The following is a 17,125-nucleotide window of genomic DNA, read 5'->3' as shown; positions in this document are numbered from 1 at the left end:
GGGAAGCACTGGCCGGGGCCATGGCCTCGCTCAGCGCTCGTGCCGGTCGGGCCGGGCGCGGAGGAGGCCGTGGCCCGTCAGCGGCGCTCGCCTCGGGCGATCTCGAAGTGGTCGACGCGTTCGCCGGTCTCGGCCAGCGCGCTGACCTTCATGCGGGGGTGCCGGCCGGTCTCGACCTCCACCGCGAGGAAGGAGTAGTTCGTGTAGCGGACCCGGGACCATTCGACGGTCTCGGCGGCCTTCTTGGCGCCCTTGACCCAGCGGTAGGTGTCGACGCTGTCGCGGTCGGCCACGTGGCCCTCGTAGGAGTCGGGCACGGGGAAGCTGTACAGGGAGCGGCCGGCGGCGCCCGCCGTCACGTACACGATCCCGTCGCGGGTGGGGTCGGTGCGCTCGCCGATGGGGACCTTGCGGCCCACCCGGTTGCCCTTGATGGCGTCGGTCCGCTCGTACACGTGGTTGTGGCCGTTGACGACGAGGTCCACCTGGTGCTTCTCGAACAGGGGCACCCACTCGTCGCGGACCCCGCCCTCGGAGGCGTGGGAGCTGGTGGTGGAGAACGCGCAGTGGTGGAAGAAGACCACGATGAAGTCGACGTTCCGGTCGGCCCGCAGTTCTCCCAGGCGGCGGTCGAGCCAGGTGGTCTGGCGGCCGGCGCTGATCCCGAAGTTGGCGGGGATCTCGTAGGAGACGTCGTTGGCGTCGAGGGCGATGACGCCGACGTTGGCGTGCGTGAAGGAGTAGGCGCCCGGCAGTCGCACGGGGTCGGGGCCGTTGTCGGGCAGGGTCCAGCGGGCGTTCTGGCCGCCGTAGCCCTGCGGGTCGTACCAGGCCTCCATGTCGTGGTTGCCGGTGGTGACCATCCACGGGACGGTCTTGGCGACGGTCTCGGTCTGGGCGAGGAACTGGTCCCAGGCGCGGGCGTCGTACTTGTCGGAGGCGCTGCCGGCGCCGGAGGAGTCGGCGTAGCAGATGTCGCCGGCGTGGAGGTGGAAGGCCGGGTTCTGGGCGAGAAGCACGGCGTCGTTGCCGAGGGCGTGGTAGCTGACGCCCTGGTCGCCGAAGGCGGTGAAGGTGAAGTTCTCGGGCCGGGCGGGGGCGGTGGTGAAGGTGCCCAGGGTGCCGAGGTTGCGGTGGTCGGCGGGGTCGAAGCCCTCGTGGCCCACGCCGTAGTAGTAGGTGCGGCCGGGGCGGAGCCGGTCGAGGCGGACGTGCAGGTAGAACTGTTCGGCGGCGGCGATCCGGCCGTTGTCCAGGAGCGGGGTGCTCAGGTGTCGCACCTCGGCCTCGATCTTCTGCCCCAGGTCCCACGGGCTCGTGCCGAACCGCAGGTAGGGGCGGCGCACGGCGAACGGGACCTGCCAGGAGACCCGCATCTGCGTCTTCGGGTCGGCGCCGTACTGGAGGTGCCGGCCGAAGGGGGCCACCAGCGCGCCGTCCACCGCGCGGCGGGCGGCGGCGGGGGCGGGGGCCTGTGACGGGGTCGGCGCGGGCGCGCCGGCGGCGTGCGCGGCTCCGGTACCGAGGGCCGTGGCGATGCCGGCCGCGCCGGCGCCGGCGGCGCTCGCGCGGAGCACGCGGCGCCGGGTGAGGCGCGTGCGCAGGTACTCGTGCTGCTCGGCCATGCTCATGCGCGCGGCGAGGTCGTCGGGGATGCCGAAACGGGGGATGTCCGTGTCCATGGCGTGAAACATCCTCTCGTCAGGCGGCGCGCGGGCGAGGGGAAGGTGAACGGACGGCGGCCGACCGCCCATGAGATGTCCCGGAAATCGCCGATACGTGCGAGACCATGGCACATCTTCGGGGTGAAACGGGGTCAATTCGCGCGCTGTGGGCCGTGTTCCCCCGTGGGGGGTACCGGATGCTCCGGTTCCCCGCAGCGGCGGGTGAGGGAGGCGACGAGGGCGGCCAAGGGGCGGGCCACGTCCTCCGGCACGTCGGCGAGGGCGCGCGCGAGGCTCCCGGCGGCGGGCGGGGCGGGTTCGGGGGCTCGCGGGGCGGGGTCCTCGGGGTGGTCGTGGGCGCGCGGGGCGGGTTCCTCGTCGGCTAGGGCCCGCAGGAGCAGGTCCCGGTGGACGGAGCGCAGGACCCGGTCCAGGGCGTTCGGGGGCGGGTCGACGAGGAATTCGATGCCCTCCCCGAAGAACTCGGCGAGGCGGGTGGCGTGGTCGAGGTTGGGCGCCTTGCGGGTGCGGATGAGCTTGTCCAGCCATTGCGCGCTGGTGCCGGCCCCGGCCGCCAGCTCCGCGAGGGAGTACACCCGGCGTTGTCCGTCGGGGGTCCGCTTCAGGCGGGTCGCGCGCAGGAAGAGGATGCGGTCGACCACGCGTCGGTGTCGCCGCTCGGCGTCGTCCGGGCCTTCGGCGTCGTCCGGCCCCTCCGTGCCGGGTTCGAGCACCGGCCGGCCCTCCAGCAGGTTCCGCACCGTCTCGGGTGGCAGCCCGCTCGCGTGGGACAGCCCGTCGTCGCCGTCCACGCGTAACAGGTCCGCCGGCTCCTCGCCGATCCGTGTCGCGAGCCGGGTGATCTCCTGCGCGGTCCGCGCCGGCGCCGGCGCGGGCCTTCCGTTGTCGTGCATGCGCGAAACGCCCTCTCCCTGCCCGGTCTCCTGGTGGGGCGACCCTAACGAGGGTTCCTGTGCGCGGCTTTCGTTTCGAGCGGTCCCCGAGCGTCCTTCGAGCGTTCCGTCAACTGTGGTTGGTTATCCATCAACTGTGATTGTTCCTTGATCGTCCCGCGAGTACGGTGTGTCGCATTCACGCCGCGGATCTTCCCGGACGTCTCAACCAGCCCTGCTCACAGGGCAGTTGAGGCGCGCCGGTCATGCCCGCGCGACCGTTCTTCACGGGGGGAACATGAACACGCTGTCGTCGGCTTTCTGGAGCAGGCGAACCATGCTCACCACGATCGCGGGAGCCGCCGCGGTCGGCGTCCTGCCCTCGGCGCTCACGCTCGGCGGCCCGGGATCGGCCCGGGCCGCCGAGGGCCCGGCGGGCGGGGACACCGGCGACCTGCCGGCCACCGACCGGGGTCGGGCCGTGTGGGCGTACAAGACGGGGGGCCGGGTGGTCCGCGAGCGGGCCGCCGTCGCCCTCGCGGGGTCCTCGGGCGCCGTCACCGCGTTCCTCTCCGGCACGCTGCCGGCGGCGCGGGCGGAGGACAACCGGGCCTCGATCCTCTCCGCCCTGTCCTACGCGGACAAGTCGGTGCAGCAGTCGGCCGGGACCGCGCTGGCCGGCGGGGACGCGGCCGTCGCGACCTACCTGGCCGGTGGCTGGGTCAAGCCGCTGGAGACGGACCTGCGGGCCGCCGTGTTCACGGTGTTGAACAACAGCGGCCCCGGAGTGCGCCGCGAGGCGAACAAGGCCCTGACCAAGGGCACGTCCGCCGCGTACGACACCTTCCTGACCAAGACCCGCTTCACGGCGCAGCTGGAGGACGACCGGGTCGCGGTCTTCACCGTGCTGGCCTCCGCTTCCGACTCCCCCGAGCTGAAGAAGTACGCCGAACGCGCCCTGGACGACGGCTCCTGGCCGGCGCTGCGCCGGTTCCTGGCCTCGGGCCAGCACATCGCGCGGGCCCGCGACGACGAGAAGTCGACCATCGACCAGCTCGTCGCGATCGTCGAACGCGAGGGCAAGCGCGCGCAGTTGGAGTCGGAGCAGGCGGTGGCCGCCTCCGACGGCGCCAAGCGGGCCGCCGAGGCGGCCAAGACCGCCGCGCTGAAGGCGGCGGACGAGGCCCGCGCGGCCCAGCAGGACGTGGAGAAGGCGGCCGGCGCCGCGAACAGCGCGGCGAACGCCGCCCGGGGCGCCGCCGACGCCGCCGCCACCGCCATCGGCGCCTCCCGCCAGGCGCAGGCCGCTTCCGGCCGGGCCGCCTCGGCCGCGCAGGCGGCGGCGGCCGCCGCCGCTGCCGCCGGCAACGCGGCCTCGCGTGCCTACGGCGCCGCCATCGCGGCCTCGAAGGACGCGGGCAAGGCGGCCGACGCGCGGAAGGCCGCCCAGGGGGCGCGGGACGCCGCCGCGCGCGCGACCCTCGCCGCCGAGGCCGCCGACCAGGCCACGATCGCCTCCCAGCAGGCGTCGGCGGCCGGTTCGGCCGCCGCCGGCGCCGCGCAGAGCGCCGCCGCCGCGCCAACGCGGCCGCCGACGCCGCCGCGTCCTCGGGTGCCGCGCAGGCCCAGGCCGCCAAGGCCCGGCAGGCCGCGGCCGAGGCAGACGCCGCCGCCGCCCGCGCGACCCGGGCCGCCGGCACCGCCCGCACCCTGGCCGACCGGGCCGCGAGCGCGGCCCGCGTCGCCCGGGACGCGGCCCGCGATGCCGCCGCGCACGCGATCAAGGCGGCCGAGGCCGCCGAGGAGGCCGCCGACAACGCGGGCAAGGCCATCGAGTACGCCCAGCGGTCCACCGCCTACGCGGCGGCGGCCGTGGACGCCGCGAACACGGCGACGAAGGCGATCGAGGAGGCCCGTGCGGTCGAGGCCGCCGCCCGCGTCGCCGAGGAGGCCCGGGTCGAGGAGGACGTCAAGCTCGGTGTCGTGGAGGCCCGTGCGCAGGCGCTGGCCGAAGCGGAGGACCTGGCCCGGGTCGACAGGGTCCGCACCCTGGCCGACCGGACCTCGACCGAGGCCAAGGACCTGATCGCGGCGGCCGAGGCCGCGCTGCGCGCCAACGCGCCCGACGCCGTGGGCGCCGGCCGCAGGGCCGCCGTCGCGCTGCTCACCTCGGATGGCACGTGGACCCGTGAGGCCGCCGAGTTCGCGCTCGCCGGCGCCGACGCCGACGTGCGCAACTGGGTCGACACCGACCGGCAGCTCGCCCAGCGTCAGGACGACCGGGAGAACGTCCTGGCCGTGGCCCGGGTCGCGACGGCGGCGGTGGCCGCCGCCGCTCAGCAGGCCCTGGTGAGTTCCGATCCGAACGCCGCCCGCGTGTTCCTCGAAACGGGTCTCGTCCAGGCCGCCGCCACCGACAATCGGGCGACCGTGTTCCGGATCCTGGCCGAGAACCCGGGCAAGGCCGTCAAGGCCAAGGCCGAGGCGGCCCTCGACAACGGCGGCGCCCGGGCCCTGCACCACTTCCTCACCGTGGAGCTGGCCGAGGCCGTCAAGGAGGACGACCACGTCGAGGTGTTCCGGCTCCTCGCCTCGGGCGGCCTGTACACGAAGGCCGCCGCGCAGATCGTGCTGGAGGGTAGCGCCCGCATGCGGCGCCACTTCGTGATGCACGACCAGTACGAGATCGCGCGCCTGGACCACGACCGGGCCTCGCACGTGGCCGCGATCCGCGCCTCCATCGCGCACGGCGCGCGGGTCGCCGCCAAGGCGCACCAGGACGCGGCCCGCGCCTCCGAGGCGGCCGCGCAGGCCCGTCAGGCCGCGCAGGATGCCTCCGACTGGGCGCTGAAGGCCGACGGCTACGCCCAGGACGCCGAACGGGCCGCCGGTGAGGCGCGGACGAGCGCGGACGAGGCCGACCGGTCGGCGGCCGAGGCCGCGGCCTCGGCGAAGAAGGCCGAGGGCGCCGCGTCGGTCGCCCGGGGCGCCGCGCGGACCGCGAACTACTCGATGCGCCAGGCCGTGCAGTCCGCTCGGCAGGCCGCGACCTTCGCCGCCCAGGCCCAAGCCTCGGCCTCCCAGGCCCATGCCTCCGCCGTGCAGGCCGGTCAGGACGCGGAGGCCGCTGCCGCCGCCGCCGGTGACGCGCACCGCATCGCGGCCGACAAGCGGGACGCGGAACTGCGGGCGCAGGCGCAGCAAGCCGCCGAGGAGGCGAAGCGGCACCAGCAGGCGAACACCAGCCCGGTCGGCCCCGTCGACGACGACGGGGACACCAAGTACTGGGGGATGTGGCCGGAGGACGTCAAGGACACCAAGGACTGGGCCACCGTCACCGGGCACTGGAGCTCGGTCCTGGGCACGGCTTCCGCGGCCCTGTGCGTCGGCGCGTTGTTCTTCCCGCCGCTCGGTGTCGCGGCGACCGTCGTCGGCGCCGTCTCCCTCGGTCTCCAGGGCGCGAGCGCGGTGCTCAGCGGCATCAGCTACGGCCTGGACGACGCCCGGTTCCACCAGGCCCTCGGGGCCTTCGCGCTCGGCGCCGTGTTCCTCGGCAAAGGCCAAGTGGTCAAGAAGTTCGGCGAGCAGACCTCCAAGGCCGTCGGTGCGGCGATGCAGAACGGGGCGGACGCCATCGGCAACGCGGTGACCTCCGTCGTCGGCTTCCTCACCTGGTGAGCGGACCACCGACACCTCCCGGGCCCCGGGCCCGTCCCCCAGCCTCCACAGGCTCCACAGACAAGGAAGAACGATGAAGCTCACCCGACGGATCATCGCCGCCGGCGCGCTGGCCCTGGCCGGTGCCGTCGCGGCCGTGACCGCCGCCGTCGCCGCGCCGACCACCGCTCCGCGGGCCGCCGGCGCCGCCGAACCCGGCTACGCGATCGAGGACTTCTCCTACCCCGACGGGGCCCGGATCGGCGCCGAACTGGGCATCGTCCTCAAGCGCGGCGACGGCCGGATCACGCTGGTGGACTGCGCCTCCGCCGACAGCAAGGTCCAGGTCTTCTCGCGGACCGTCGGCACGGTCTGCTTCCGCGCCACCGGCCCGACCGGGCAGCTCAGCGTGGAGATCCCGACCGTGTACGGCCTCAAGGGCGACGCCACCCACAAGACCGACGTGACGCTGACCGCCGAGGGCGCGCCCGAGCAGAACATCGCCGTGGCGAAGAACGAGTGGAAGTCCGTGGGCGAGACCGTCGACCCGCAGCGACGCGACCACGTCCTCGTGGAGATCCGCACCTCGCAGTGACGCCGGCCCCCACCGCCGGCCCACCCCCACGTCGAACCCTGGCAGCCGCCCGCCCACCCGTCCGCACGGGGCGGGGCGGGGCCGCTGCCGAACCGGAAGAGGAACCATGTCATTCGTTCGTCCACGTCGCACGTGGCTCGCGGCCGGCCTGACGGCCGTCCTGGGCGCGTCGCTGCTGTCCGTCGGCACCGCCGAGGCCGCCGTGGGAACCCCGACCCCGGCCGGGCAGGCCGGTTACGCCGCCCGGCTGGCCATCGGCTCGGAGGACACCGGGCGGGCCTGTACCGCCGCCCTGGTCGACCCGCAGTGGCTGGCCGCCGCCGCGAGCTGTTTCGCGGCCACCCCCGGCGACCCGGTGCCGGCCGGCGCGCCGAGCACCGCCGCCACCGCCACCCTGGGCAACGGTCAGACCCTCGACGTCGTCGACCTCGTGCCGTACGAGGGCCGTGACCTCGTCCTGGCGCGGCTGGCCCGCTCGGTCACCGACGTCACCCCGGTCAAGCTCGCGACGGCGGCCCCCGCCGACGCCGCGCCGATCGTCGCCACCGGCTTCGGCCGGACGAAGACGGAATGGGTGCCGGGGACCTCGCACCGCGCCGAGTTCAGCGTCATCGGCAAGGACGCCGACGTCCTGAACGTCACCGGCAAGACCGCCGGCGACTCCCTGTGCAAGGGCGACACCGGGGCCCCGCTCGTCAACGCGGCGGGCGAGCTGGTCGCCGTGGCGAGCCGGTCCTGGCAGGGCGGCTGCCTCGGCGAGAGCGAGACCCGCACGGACGTGCTGGCGGCCCGCGCCGACGGGCTGGCCGCGCGGCTCCAGTCCGCCCGGCAGCGGCCCGTGGTGATCGCGAGCGGCCGGACCCTGGCCTCCGGCACGGTCCTGGCCTCGGAGAACGCCAAGCTGATCATGCAGGCCGACGGCAACATGGTGCTCTACCACCGCACCGGTGACCAGGACAAGGGCGCCGTCCTGTGGGCCTCGGGCACGGGCGGCAACGCCGGAGCCTTCGCCAGGATGCAGGAGGACGGCAACCTCGTCGTCTACAAGAAGGGCTCCAGCGGCACCACCGACCAGGGCGCCCTGTGGGCCTCGGGCACCCACGGCAACGCGGGCGCGCGCCTGGAACTCCAGGGCGACGCCAACCTGGTGATCTACACGAAGACCGGCGGTCACGGCATCGGCGGGCACCTGTGGCACACCGACACCTACCCGCGTGGCGACAAGCTCGCCTCCGACGCGCGGCTGATGCCCGGGCAGTGGATCTCCAACGGCACCCACGCGCTGATCGTGGACATCCAGGGCAACGTCCTGATCCGCGAGATCGCCACCAACCGCGAGGTGTGGGGCAAGTACACCTGGAACCCGTACTCCTGGCTGCACATGCAGGCCGACGGCAACCTCGTGCTCTACCGCAAGGACTCCGGCAACGGCTCCGGCGCGGTGTGGGCCTCCGGCACCTGGGGCACCGGCGTGTACGGCACCCTCGACGCCAACGGCAGCCTGACCCTGCGGTGGAAGGAGGGCGGCCCGCGCTGGAGCAGCAGCAGCCTGATCGGCGCCCAGTCCGGCCGCTGCCTGGACTTCAACGGCACCGAGGCCACCATTTGGGACTGCTGGGGCGGAGCGAACCAGCAGTGGGACTACACGCCCGCCAAGGAAGTGCGGATCCCGGGCAACCTGTGCCTGACCGCCGAGGCCGGCGCCCCGCAGACCTCGCGCGTGCGGGCCGTCACCTGTGACGGGCGCGCCGAGCAGAAGTGGAACTACGACGGGGTGCGCATCGCCAGCGCGGTCAAGCCCGACCAGTGCGTGAACGTGTTCGGCGAGGCCACCGCCAACGGTTCCGCCGTGGGCCTGTGGGCCTGCGGGGGCGGCGCCAACGAGAAGTGGAGCAGGATCGCCTGACCCGGTGCCCGGGGGCCCGGTCGACGCGCACGCGCCGGCCGGCCCCCGGCACCAGTCCGGGGCCCGGCCGCGCCAGCGGCCGGGCCCCGCGGCGTGCGCCCCGGAGCGTCGCGGCGTCGCGGGGTCGGGACGGCCGGCACGAAGCCGCCGGCGTGGACGGGGTCGTGCGCGTCGCCTTGGAGAACGGCGAACTCGGCGCGTACGTACCGTGATCGGCGCGCCCTCCGGATTCCGCTTGCGCCGGGCCCCGTCAACGATGCTTGTCCGCCGGGACAAGGATCGTTGAGTCCTGGACGATCCGCGCGTAGGGTGCGTGCACGGATTCCCTGGAATCGAACACCCGCCCATGGGAGCGCACCCGGTGGAACCACTCCTGCCCGAGACCCTGCGGCGCCTCGACGCGCTGATCGACGAGCGGGGTCTCGTCAGGTCCGAGCTGTTGGACGTCGCGGCGCTCGCCGAGCGGACCGCCCTCGACGCGCGCACCGTCCGTGACCTCCTCGCCGGCCGGCAGGCCCCCGCCGACTCCGTGGACGACCGGGTGCGCTCGCGGCTCAAGGCCCTGTCCGACGCCTGGCTGGCCCGCACCGGCCGCCCCATGTCCGAGCTGGCCCACCGGGTGTCGCAGCGGTCGGGGATCTCGGCGTACTGGGCCCGTCTGCTCTGCACCGGCCGGAAGGTCCCCAGCCTGCGGACCCTGGAGGGGCTGGTGGCCTTCTTCGGGGTCGAGGGCCGCGAGGCGTTCTTCACCGCCCCCGCCGACGAGGCCCTCAACCGGGCACTGCTGCCGCTCCTGGGCTCGTCGGCCGGCCCGCCCGCCGGCCCCGAACAGGAGCCCCTGCTCGCCCTGATGCGCAAGCACGGGGTGCGGGCCGTGGACCTGCGGCGCGCCTCGATGACCCCGGAGCAGCTCGAACGGGTGCTGGTCGGGGTGCTGCACTCGGTGACGCGCACGACGGCGACCGCGCCTGGCGACGGCCCCTGACCCCGCCACCGGCCCCGCCCCCTCCCCCGCACGCCGCGCCGGCCCCCGGCGCCGGCCCCCTCGACACCCGGCCGAGTCCTGCCCCGGGCCGACCCGACGCGCGCGTCACCGGCCGGTCCCGGCGGCACCTCCCGAACCCCGGATCCCGCCCCGCACGGCCCCGCCCCGACCCTCGGCCCCCGAGAAGTCCCCCGAAAGAAAGCGACCCATGCCTCAGACCTCACCCACCGGCCGGGCCCGTGCCGTCGTCATCGGCGCCGGCGCCACCGGCCTGTTCGCCGCCTCCGTCCTCGCCGAGTTCGCCGACGTCACCGTCATCGAACGCGACACCCTGCCCACCGGCCCCGAGAACCGCAAGGGCGTGCCCCAGGCCCGCCACGCCCACCTCGTCTGGAGCGGCGGCGTCCAGGCATTCGAGCGGCTGCTCCCCGGGTTCGTGGGCGAACTCGTGGCCGAGGGCGCGTGGCTGGCCCACATCATGGGGGACATGGTCTCCCGCGCCCCCAACGAGGTGTGGTTCAACCGCTTCGGCTCCACCCACCACCGCAACCTCGTGTGCTCCCGGAACCTGCTGGACCACGTGCAGCGCGAGCGGGTCCTCGCCGACCCGCGCGTCACCCTCCGTCAGGACACCGCCGTCGAGGGCCTCACGGGCGGGTCGAGCCGGGTCACCGGGGTCCGCGTGCGCACCGGGGAGGTCACGGAGACCCTCGACACCGACCTCGTCGTCGACGCCTCCGGGCGGGGCTCGCGCGCCTCGGTGTGGCTGGAGGAGTTCGGGCTGCCGCCGGTGGCCCGCCGCGAGGTCGACGCCGGCGTGGCCTACGCCACCCGCGTCTTCAAGGCCCCCGAGACGGTCCCGGCGAACTTCCCGATCGTCAACGTGCAGGCCAATCCGGCCAAGAGCCCGGGGCGGGGCGGGATCCTGCTGCCCGTCGAGAACGGCCGGTGGATCGTCACCCTGTCCGGTACCCGGGGCGGCCGGCCCACCGGGGACGCGGACGCGTTCCTGCCGTTCGCGCTGGGCCTGGGCGATCCCATCATCGGGCGGCTGCTGAAGGACGCCGAACCGCTGGGCGAGGTGGCGACCTCCCGCAGCACCACCAACGTCCGCCGCTACTACGAGCGCGTCAAGCCCTGGCCGGCCGGGTTCGCGGTGCTGGGCGACGCCGTCGCCGGCTACAACCCGGTGTACGGGCACGGGCTCACCGTGGCCGCCCAGTCCGCGCTGGCGCTGCGGGAGGTGCTGCGGGCCCGGGGGATCACGGCGCCCGACACGGCCGCCCGAATACAGCGGGCGACAGCCCGGCCGGTGTCCGGGGCGTGGAACCTGGCCGTCGGCCAGGACGTGTTCTACCCGGGGGCCAGCGAGACCCCGCCCAAGGCCCTCGACAAGCTGCTGACCCGGTTCGTGGACCGGGCCGTGGAGACCGGGGCCCGGACCCCGCGGGCGCTGGGGGCGCTGCTCGACGTGATGAGCCTGGAGAAGCCCGCGACCCGCCTGTTCTCGCCGGACATGCTCGTGCCGATGGTCTTCGGGCCCAAGCGGCCGCACCTGAGCAAGGCGCCGTTGACCAGCGCGGAGTTGAAGAGCGTGGTCCGGTGAGTGCGCGGCGGCGGGTTTGCCGGCAGACTCGCCCGGGGCCCGGGCCCATGGGTCCGGGCACGCCGACCGGCCGGGTGGGGTGCCCCGGGGGGCCGTGACCGTCGAGCACCGACACGCAAGACCGACTGGACCGCGCGGAGGAACGGCGGGGTCGTGCCGGGGCGGTGCCCCGGCCACCGCGACGGGGGCACGTCCGCCCCTCCTCCGCGCGCCGCACACCGAGGGGCATTTCGTGAACCGAAGGAAGATGGGGCGACACGTCAACACCATCGTGGCGGGGGTCGGCCGGCCCGTTCCGTCCGATCCCGACGCCCTGTTCGAGTCGCTGCGCGCGTGCGTGGAGCGACAGTTGCGCGCCCGGGGCGAGGAGGCGCGCGTCGAACTGCATTTCAGGGAGTTCCCGGTGGACACGGTGACGGGGTTGATGCTCGACCTCACGACCCGCAAGATCGTCATCGTCGAGGCGAACACCACGAAGACCCACCAACTGATCATCCTGGCGCACGAGATCTGGCACCTCTTGGAGGGTCACGGGCACGTGCACGGCGCCGAGCCGGCGGCCGTGCGCGCCGCCGCGCGGCTGCTCGGCGGGGACCTCGACCTGGAGTCCGCCGTCGAGCAGGTCGCGACGGCGGCGCGCACGGACTTCGACGTGGACGACGAACGGGACGCCGAGACCTTCGGGCTCCGCCTCGGCGCCGTGTTCCGCCCGTACCTGGAGAACGACGCCGAGCGGCCGCCCACCGACGGCCTCGCCGGCCGGATCCACTCCAGCCTCGTGCACCGCGGGTTCCGCCGGTGACCACGTCCACGCTCGTCGCGTTCTACCTCTCGCCGGCGATCCTGTTCGTCGCGGCCCTCGCCCGCCTGTGGGCGCTGTTCCGCAATCCGCACGACGCGCTGCTGCGGGCCGTGTGCGCGCTGATGGTGGTCGGTTCGCTGATCCTCGTCTCCGCGGCCCCGCCGACGGTGGGGCTGCTCAACGAGGTCACGGGGGTCACCAACATCGCGGCCCCCATCGTGTACACCATCTTCAACGCGTTCAGCGGGGCCTGCATCGTCGTCCTGGTCCACTGGCGGGGCGGCGAGGCGGAGCGGATCTCGCGCACGACCCGGCGGCTGCTGATCGCCTTCGCGCTGGTGATCGCCCTGCTGTGGGCCCTGTTCCTGGTGGGGGACGCGCCGATCGAACGACGCCGCGACTTCGACACCTTCTACGCCCGGACGCCCTTCATCCGGGAGATGATCGTCCTCTACCTGCTGACCCACACGCTGTCCGCGCTCACCATGATCGTGGTGTGTTGGCGGTGGTCCCGGCAGGTGCCCGGTTGGCTGCGGTTCGGGCTCGCGACCGTCTCCGCCGGGACCGTGCTCGCGCTCTGTTTCGACGTGCTGAAGTACACCGCCGTGGTGGCCCGGTGGACCGGGCACGATCTGGACCGGCTCAGCAGCGACCTCGCCGTGGGCGTGGCCGCGTTGGCGGCGTCCCTGCTCGGCGTCGGGTTCCTGATCCCCCCGATCGGGCAGCGGGCGGCGGCCTCGTGGCGCACGATCCGTCGACACCGGGAACTGCGGCCGCTGTGGCAGGTGGTGCGCGGGGAGATCACGACACCGGGGGCCGATCCGCTGCCGTGGTGGGCCTCGGCCGAGTTGCGGCAGCTCCAGCGGGAGCGCGACTTCCACGACGCGATCCTGCGCCTGGCGCCCTATCTGGACCGGGAGGTCGGCGCGGCCGTCCTGGAACGGGCCCGCGCGTCACGGCGTTCCGAGGACGAGGCGTTCGTCGAGGCGGACGCCGCCGTCATCGCCGCGGCCGTCGTCGCCAAGGCCCGCTCCGGCCCGACCCTGGAGCCCGAGGAGCGGTGGACGGTGCGTTCGTCGCGGAGCACCGACGACCTCGTCCGGCTGTCGCGGGCCCTGGCCGGCTCTCCCCTGGTCCGCGCCGGCCGCGCCCGCGCGCTCGCGGGCCGCACGACGCCCTGACCGGCCCCGCGGCCCGGCACGCCGGGAAGCCGCCGCGGGTGCCGATCGGAACCGGCCGGCGCCCGCCCCTCCCCCGGCGGGGGCGTACGGCCGGGTCGACACCGTTCCGCGCGGCGCGGATCCGCTCCGTCCGGCTTCGTCCGCCCCCCGGGTCGGTATGTGCGAGGCCCGGCCCCACCCGGGGGTGGGGCCCGCCACCCCCGGGGGCCGGATCCCGCCGCCGGCCGGTTCTCCCCTGCGGTCACGGGCGGTGCCTCGGACAGACTCCTCGATCACGACCCCCACGGGCGTCGGCGTCCGGTCCTCCTCCGGCGCCGCCCTCACCGTCGATCCCGGGAGCGGACCTTGACCATCACCTCACGTTTCGGCGCGGCCCTGTCCGCCGTGTCCCTCGCCGCCCTGGCCGCCCTGGGCACCTCCGGGGCCGCCCACGCCGCCGCGAGCGGACCCTCGGGGGTCACGGGGGCGGCGGCGGACTACTGCGCGGAGAGCTGGAGCCAGAACCACCCCACCCTGAGCCGGGGCAGCACGGGCAACGCGGTGCGGCACGCGCAGTGCAAGCTCGGCAAGTGGGGGCACCCGGTCGCGATCGACGGGGTCTTCGGGCAGGCCACGCAGAACGCGACCGTCGCCGTGCAGCGGGAGTGCAACATCACGGCCGACGGGATCATCGGCGTCAGGACCTGGCGGTGCCTGGACTGATCGCCCGGGGCTCGCGGGCCGGGGGGCGGACCCCGTGTGCGCCGTCCCGCGTTCCTGCGCGCCCCCGGCCCGCCCCCGTGCCGCCCTGGCCGGGGGCTGTCCCCGAAGGCCGTCCGGGGGCGAGGCTGCGTCCATGAACACCAGCGGCCCCCAGGCGGGCGAGTCCCACGACCCCGGTCACGAAGGCCCCGGTCACGACGACCACGCGGACCACGCGGACCACGCGATCGTGCTCGGCGCGGGCATCGCCGGGCTGTTGGCCGCGAAGGCCCTGCGCTCGCGGTTCTCCTCGGTCACCCTCGTGGAACGGGACCGACTGCCCCGGGAGGCGCCCGCGTTCCGCCCCGGGGTCCCGCACTCCCGTCACCTGCACATCCTGTGGGAGGCGGGCATGCGGGTCGTGGAGTCCCTGCTGCCGGGCGTGGCGGAGGGATGGTGGGAGCACGGCGCGCGGATGGCCGAGGCCCCGAAGGACTACCGCTGGCTCAGCCCCGTGGACTGGTTCGGTCCGCTTCCGGGCGCGCGGATGCTGATGGCCGACCGTGAGGTCATCGAGTGGGCGATCCGCCGCGAGGTGCTGCGCGACGGGGCCGTCACCGTGCTGGAGCGGCACGAGGCGACGGGGCTGACCACCGGCGGGGACGGCGCGGTCACCGGCGTCCGGATCCGCCGCCGGGGCCCGACCGGGGACCCGGCGCCCGAGGCTCCCGCCGACGCGCGGACCCTGCGGGCCGGGTTCGTGGTCGACGCCACCGGACGGGGATCCAGGGCACCCGAGTGGCTGACCGAGATCGGCCGGAGCGCGCCGGCCGTCACCCGGTACGACGCCCACCTGGCCTACGCCACCCGCACCTACCGGCCCGCCCCGGAACACCGCGGGGCCCCGCCGGTCTACGTGCAGGGGCGCACCGGCAACACCAAGGCCGGCGTGTCCATCCCCGTCGACGGGGACCGCTGGGTGGTCACCCTCTTCGGGCTCGGCCCGGACGCGCCCACCGCGCGGGAGGAGGACTATCTGCCCTACGCCCGCGACCTGCGCAGCCCGCTGCTGTACGAACGCCTGCGGAACGCCGAGTTCCTCTCCCCCGTGTTCGGCTTCCGCGGCACCGCCAACGAACGCGTCCACTACGAGCGGACGACCGACTGGCCGCCCGGCCTCCTCGTGCTCGGCGACGCCGCCTGCCGCTTCAACCCGGTCTACGGCCAGGGCATGACGGTGGCCGCGCTCGGGGTGCGGGCCCTCGCCCGGGCGCTGGACGAACGCACCCCCGCCGGCCTGCGGCGGGACGCGCACACCGTGCAGCGCGCCGTGGCCGACGCCGCGACCGCCGCGTGGACCATCGCCACCACCGAGGACCTGCGCCACCCCGGCACGGCGGGCCCGGCCCCCACCCTGGCCACCCGGTTCTCCCAGGCGTACATGACCCGGGTGATGGCGGCGGCCAACAAGGACCCGGAGGTGTGCCGCGAGTTCTTCCGGGTGTTCTCGCTGAGCGCCCCGCCCTCGGTCCTGATGCGACCGACCACCCTGCTGCGGGTCCTCTCCCACGCCCGGCTCCCCGCCGAGCCCGGCACCGCGCCCCGGCCGGCGCACGACCCGCCCCGGCCCTGAGGGCGCCGGGCCGGGCGGGCCACGCGACCGTTCGGCCCGTCCGCCGTCACCCGCGCGGAGCGTGCGACGCCCGCAACGGCGCGCGCCGTCCGCCGAGTGCGCCCCCGACGTGTACGACGGGCACATGTCCTCCACCTTCTCCTCCTTCCCGGCCGCGGCGGGCGCCGTCGCCCTCGGGGTGACCTTGGTGTTCGCCGCGCCCACCGTCGCCGCCTCGACGCCACGACCGCCCGGGTCCGCCGGGGCGGGGGTCGAGTCCCCGGCCGGCCGGGCCGCCCGGGCCGAACCCGAGCTCGGCCCGCTGCCCGACGCCACCCCCGGCAGCGGGTGCGAACCGGGCTGGGAAAGCTGCCCGGCGGTCGAGATCGGAGTCCGGGGAGCCGCCGACACGAGCACCCCGACGGTGGGCGACACCGTCACGGTCCGGCTCGGCGTGGCCAACCTCCTGACCCGCGCACGCGGCGACTACCTCCTGGGCACCGAGGTCGAGGTGACCGTGCCGGACGGGCTGACGGTGCTGTCGGCGACCCCGTCCGACGGCGGGACGTACGCGAACGGCACCTGGACCGCCGGGCGGCTCGACCCCCGCCAGGAGAAGTACCTGACGCTGACCCTGCGGGTGGACCGCGCCGGACCGCTGGCCCTGACGGCCGTCAACGAGGACATCGACGATCACTGGCCCCAGAACAACCGGGCCACCGTCTCCTTCACCGCCGCGCCCCGCGCGCGCAAGGAGGTGCGGTTCGAGCAGCCCTACGTGCCCGTCATCGCACCCGGGGCCACGGGCACGGTGGTCCTCCAGGCATTCAACCGGGGGCCGGCGACCACCTTCTCCACCCTCACCCTGACCGCCCCCGAACACACCTCCTTCGCCTCGACCGACTACACCTGGAACGGCTCCCCCGGCGCCCTGGACTGCCGGGCCTCCGCCGACCGGCACACCCTGACCTGCACCGGCGGGCCCGAGACCCTGCCGGCGAACGCGCAGAGCGCCCTCGACGCGCGGCTCGTCGTGGACGCCGACGCGCCCGCGGGCACCACCCTGCACGGCGGGCTGTGGACCCCCGGCCCCGATTTCGACGAGGCCCCTGGCCGGTTCGCGGCCGCCACCCCCGCCAACGGTTCCCGAGGCGAACGCGGCGAACCGGGCGCGCGGGGCGAACGCGGCGAGCCCGGCGCACGAGGTGAACGCGGCGAGACCGGGCCGACCGGGCCGCGTGGCGAGACCGGACCGGCGGGGCCGCGTGGGGAGAAGGGCGAGGCGGGTTCCTGCGCGAAGTGCTCCGGGCACCACCGCGTGGTGAAGGTGATCTCCCGGGGGCCCCTGGACGTCCGGACCGGGCCGTCCACGAGGCACGGCGTCGCGGGTCGGGTCGCCCCGGGCACCATCGTGCACGTCACCTGCAAGGCGAAGGGCGAGAAGGTCGACGGGAACGAGTTCTGGTACCGGCTCGCCAACGGCCGGGGCTGGATCAGCGCCCGCTACGCCGAGAGCAAGCAGCACGTGCCGCTCTGCCACTGA

13 protein-coding genes are annotated in these 17,125 nt (G+C 75.0%); 11 read left to right on the top strand and 2 right to left on the bottom strand.

The window, feature by feature from the left end; genetic code table 11:
* Nucleotides 1-77: 77 nt before the first annotated feature.
* Both ACN20G_RS34915 and ACN20G_RS34910 read right to left on the bottom strand, forming a co-directional pair.
* On the bottom strand, nt 78-1,682 hold the full coding sequence (locus ACN20G_RS34915) for a purple acid phosphatase family protein (protein ID WP_424217278.1): 1,605 nt from the start codon (nt 1,680-1,682) through the stop codon (nt 78-80).
* Nucleotides 1,683-1,816: 134 nt separating this feature from the next.
* Nucleotides 1,817-2,578, bottom strand: a complete 762-nt coding sequence (locus ACN20G_RS34910) for a hypothetical protein (RefSeq protein ID WP_424217277.1) — start codon at nt 2,576-2,578, stop codon at nt 1,817-1,819.
* Nucleotides 2,579-2,894: 316 nt separating this feature from the next.
* Between ACN20G_RS34910 and ACN20G_RS34905 the strand changes: the two genes are divergently transcribed.
* The 11 genes from ACN20G_RS34905 (at nt 2,895) to ACN20G_RS34855 (ending at nt 17,125) form a co-directional block, all read left to right on the top strand.
* On the top strand, nt 2,895-4,643 hold the full coding sequence (locus ACN20G_RS34905) for a hypothetical protein (protein WP_424217276.1): 1,749 nt from the start codon (nt 2,895-2,897) through the stop codon (nt 4,641-4,643).
* Complete coding sequence (locus ACN20G_RS34900) at nt 4,541-6,235, top strand: ALF repeat-containing protein (protein WP_424217448.1); 1,695 nt, start codon at nt 4,541-4,543, stop codon at nt 6,233-6,235. Before ACN20G_RS34905 ends, ACN20G_RS34900 begins: the two co-directional genes overlap by 103 nt.
* Nucleotides 6,236-6,308: 73 nt before the next feature.
* Nucleotides 6,309-6,809 (top strand): hypothetical protein, encoded by a 501-nt coding sequence (locus ACN20G_RS34895; RefSeq protein ID WP_424217275.1) that lies wholly within the window; start codon nt 6,309-6,311, stop codon nt 6,807-6,809.
* A 106-nt stretch (nt 6,810-6,915) separates the two neighbouring features.
* Nucleotides 6,916-8,715 carry a ricin-type beta-trefoil lectin domain protein gene (locus tag ACN20G_RS34890; RefSeq protein ID WP_424217274.1) on the top strand — a complete coding sequence of 600 codons (1,800 nt, stop codon included), beginning with the start codon at nt 6,916-6,918 and terminating at the stop codon, nt 8,713-8,715.
* Nucleotides 8,716-9,076: 361 nt separating this feature from the next.
* Complete coding sequence (locus ACN20G_RS34885; RefSeq protein ID WP_424217273.1) at nt 9,077-9,700, top strand: hypothetical protein; 624 nt, start codon at nt 9,077-9,079, stop codon at nt 9,698-9,700.
* 208 nt (nt 9,701-9,908) lie between these two features.
* Complete coding sequence (locus tag ACN20G_RS34880) at nt 9,909-11,306, top strand: FAD-dependent oxidoreductase (protein ID WP_424217272.1); 1,398 nt, start codon at nt 9,909-9,911, stop codon at nt 11,304-11,306.
* A gap of 232 nt (nt 11,307-11,538) precedes the next feature.
* Nucleotides 11,539-12,108, top strand: coding sequence for a toxin-antitoxin system, toxin component (locus tag ACN20G_RS34875; protein WP_424217271.1), 570 nt, complete (start codon nt 11,539-11,541; stop codon nt 12,106-12,108).
* A complete protein-coding gene (locus ACN20G_RS34870) occupies nt 12,105-13,289 on the top strand; it encodes an MAB_1171c family putative transporter (RefSeq protein ID WP_424217270.1) in 1,185 nt (394 codons plus the stop codon). The genes ACN20G_RS34875 and ACN20G_RS34870 overlap by 4 nt, the downstream gene beginning before the upstream one ends.
* A 345-nt stretch (nt 13,290-13,634) precedes the next feature.
* Nucleotides 13,635-13,991, top strand: a complete 357-nt coding sequence (locus ACN20G_RS34865) for a peptidoglycan-binding domain-containing protein (protein ID WP_424217269.1) — start codon at nt 13,635-13,637, stop codon at nt 13,989-13,991.
* 133 nt (nt 13,992-14,124) lie between these two features.
* Nucleotides 14,125-15,603 (top strand): NAD(P)/FAD-dependent oxidoreductase, encoded by a 1,479-nt coding sequence (locus ACN20G_RS34860; RefSeq protein WP_424217268.1) that lies wholly within the window; start codon nt 14,125-14,127, stop codon nt 15,601-15,603.
* Between the two features lie 124 nt (nt 15,604-15,727).
* Nucleotides 15,728-17,125, top strand: coding sequence for an SH3 domain-containing protein (locus ACN20G_RS34855; protein WP_424217267.1), 1,398 nt, complete (start codon nt 15,728-15,730; stop codon nt 17,123-17,125).

This window comes from Streptomyces dryopteridis, assembly GCF_049606955.1.
In the GTDB taxonomy this organism is placed as follows: Bacteria; Actinomycetota; Actinomycetes; order Streptomycetales; family Streptomycetaceae; genus Streptomyces.
Note: the sequence above shows the minus strand (reverse complement) of the source record. Positions and strands in the feature narration are given on the sequence as shown.